Annotated in this window: 2 protein-coding genes and 1 pseudogene; 2 read left to right on the top strand and 1 reads right to left on the bottom strand. The window is 48.6% G+C overall.

The features are described 5' to 3' along the window. Positions 1-414: 414 nt before the first annotated feature. On the top strand, positions 415-1,359 hold the full coding sequence (locus NC980_RS26215) for a YegS/Rv2252/BmrU family lipid kinase (RefSeq protein ID WP_190377081.1): 945 nt from the start codon (positions 415-417) through the stop codon (positions 1,357-1,359). Positions 1,360-1,432: 73 nt separating this feature from the next. Here NC980_RS26215 and NC980_RS26210 read toward each other — a convergent pair whose 3' ends face one another. Then, positions 1,433-1,894 carry a phosphatase PAP2 family protein gene (locus NC980_RS26210; RefSeq protein WP_190377080.1) on the bottom strand — a complete coding sequence of 154 codons (462 nt, stop codon included), beginning with the start codon at positions 1,892-1,894 and terminating at the stop codon, positions 1,433-1,435. A 712-nt stretch (positions 1,895-2,606) separates the two neighbouring features. Here NC980_RS26210 and NC980_RS26205 point away from each other — a divergent pair. Beyond that, positions 2,607-2,705, top strand: a pseudogene (locus NC980_RS26205) (integron integrase); the annotation flags it as partial. Between the last annotated feature and the right edge of the window lie 220 nt (positions 2,706-2,925).

The following is a 2,925-nucleotide window of genomic DNA, read 5'->3' as shown; positions in this document are numbered from 1 at the left end:
CGCAACGATTTCTCTCCGCGTTTGAACCGCTTCGAGGACACTTTCATCCAAAGCAACATGAACTAAGTGCAAAACGCTACCGAAAACAGCTGCGTCAACGATTTGAAGAGTGGCGAGAAGTTGCTGGGCTGAATTCTGCTGCGTAATCAGAGGGATCAAGACTGCTCAGGAATTATCGTGCCTAATTTTGAATCTGTTCCGTTAAGTTGATAATGCCGTTGAGCCACATATCAGCTTATCGATGGAAGGAAAAGTCGAAACTGACAGCTATAGTTTGAAAGTGGAGTTCTATCAGCTCATCGCTTGGGCGTAACGAATGGACAGTAAGCCTTTTGCTAAGCAAGGGTGCATGAGCAGAGTTCAACCTCACGCTTCCACCCTCTCCAACTTCAAACCTTTAGGAAAAAGCCAGCGATGAATACCCGACTCATCGTCAATCCTACCTCTGGCCCTGTCGAGAATCCTGAGTTATTAACTGACCTAGCAGAAGCTCTGCAAACTCAAGGCATTCAAGCTGAAGTCTGCACCACTACACCCGATGAAGATGGTGAAGGTTTAGCTGCTGATGCTGCTAAAGCAGGCGCTAAACTTGTGATTGTCGCCGGGGGCGATGGCACGATCGAAGCCGTAGCACGTGGACTAGCGCATACTCAAACTATGCTAGGCATTATTCCGCTAGGAACGCGTAATAACATTGCGGCTAGCTTGAATATTCCCACCGATTTAACCCAAGCTATCCAGACCCTGGCAGAGGGTGAGCATGGTCGGTTTGATATGGGCAAGGCGAACAATTATTACTTCATGGAAGTGGTAGGCGTGGGTCTAGAAGCCTCACTCTTTCCCTGTGGAGATGAAGTCAAAGAAGGAATCAAGAAAAATTATCTGGTTGCCCTTAAAAGTATCTTCTCAGGGGTCAAAACTTTTGTGCAATTTAGACCGCACCGTTTGGTCTTACGCTTCGACGGCAGACGGATGCGTCGTCTGCGCACCTTACAAGTCAACATCTGCAACAGCCCTCGCTATGGGGTAGAGTTTGCCTTAGCACCTGAGGCAAAAATGAATGATGGCAAGCTAGACGTGATTTACATTGACAATCCCTCCAAGTGGGATCATCTGCGCCACTTCTTTACAGCGATGCGGGGTGACCGACTTCCTCATGAACGGCTCAACACCTATCGAGCCTCTAAGATTGAGGTCAGAAGCTATCCACCTTTAGACGTTCATGCAGACGGAGAGTGCCTGGGCACTACCCCAGTCACTGTTGAGGTGATTCCCAGAGCCCTTTGGATTTGCGTGCCTACACCTGAGCTACTGGCAAAGTTTGCAGACGAAAGCGGAAGTCCTGTTTTGACGCAGTAACTTTAAAGATCCTGAGAGAGCGGTTTTCCCTTAAAGCTGACAGCGTTTTCACTGCTCGCCTATCAATCTCAGTTCAAATCCCACCAATCTGAATCAGTCCGTACAGGCACGCTCCCAGCCAGATGCCGCCAGCAATCCATCCACTCAAGACATCTGTCGGCCAATGCACACCCAAATATACCCGGCTAAAGCCCACCCCTAAGGTTAAGCCAGTTGCCAAGGGGGCAGTGATGCCTAAAGGAATACCCAGACAGTGCGTCAGGTTAACCGCCAACAAACCATAGAAGGAAATTGCACTCATGGCGTGACCGCTGGGATAACTGTAATCCATCGGACGTTGAGAAGATGCCCACAGATCGGGTCGTTTTCGCTGAAAGAGAGACTTGAAGATGCCGTTAAGCAGCCATGAACCGCTCAGCCCGATCGCCAAAACCAGGGTTGCAACCGCCTCGTTGCGGTAAACCAGAATTCCTCCGATCACAATGAGTATAGGGATAGTAATTTCGCCCTGAGCCAGCCAGGTTATGGCTGTCATGTAGCGGTCTAGGGCCGGATTAGCCCACGCTTTGAGAGTCAACAAGCATGACTCTTCAAGAGGCAGCAACCAGTCCCATAGCAGAAAGCGGGCGAGGAAAACACCGATTGCTAGGGCGATCGCGCCAGCGATCAGACCCGCCAGCAAATAGGGCATAAAAGCAAGGAGTGACTGGAACAACCAGTAAAGGCCAGTACTAACCTCCGTCATTGGCAATCTCCTACAAACGGCTGACTGTAATTTGGCAAAATTGTATGCTGTTCACTGCCTACGTGGAAGCAGCGCTGGTCTGAAATTTAATTAGAAAGGTGGATCTTAGACAAAGAAAAGATAAAAATTTTCTGCCCGAGCACATGAATTCGATGAGCCATACGAATCGCGGTCTAAATACTAGTTAGACTGACTCTTTCCGTCTAATCCTCCGAATCTAGACATTAGACTGAAAACTGTCGCCCTAATGCCCTCGCCAGGCGATTTAGACTGCACAAAGTCGGGATAACACCCTAAGTTGGGGAATTAGATGGACTCTTTCTGCCTAATCCCGGAATTTGGCACATTAGATCGACTTACGTTCCGCACGCTACCCCTCGGCAAGGGAATTAGGTGGAAAATTTCAGAATTTCTTCTCAAAGAAAGCCTGTACTATTCTGCCTAAGATCCCGTTCAACCAGATTCACTGATACGAGTTGAACAGGATGATCCAACCACTCAAGGTGCAGTTGGAATTGAAGCCTTTCTTACGCATTTGACAGTGCCCGAACAGGTGACAGCTTCAACGCAGAATCAGACGTTCAGCGCTTTGCTGTCTCTGGCATTATCAACTTAACGGAACAGATTCAAAATTAGGCACGATAATTCCTGAGCAGTCTTGATCCCTCTGATTACGCAGCGGAATTCAGCCCAGCAACTTCTCGCCACTTGCAAAATTGCATAAACTTCGGCAGGTGATTCTCACGTAACTTCGGCACCCGATTCTCAGTTATCTTCGGCAGGTAATTCTCATCGAACTTCGGCACCACGCTTTACACTGC

This window comes from Leptolyngbya sp. AS-A5 (genome assembly GCF_039962495.1).
GTDB lineage: Bacteria > Cyanobacteriota > Cyanobacteriia > Leptolyngbyales > Leptolyngbyaceae > Leptolyngbya.
The sequence above is the reverse complement of the archived record's forward strand: the minus strand, read 5'-3'. Positions and strand labels throughout refer to the sequence as shown.

What these genes read in the sequence shown, in the direction of transcription:
- NC980_RS26215 (WP_190377081.1), top strand. Translation starts at nt 415, where the DNA reads ATGAATACCCGACTCATCGTCAATCCTACCTCTGGCCCTGTCGAGAAT.
- NC980_RS26210 (WP_190377080.1), bottom strand. Translation starts at nt 1,894, where the DNA reads ATGACAGCCATAACCTGGCTGGCTCAGGGCGAAATTACTATCCCTATA.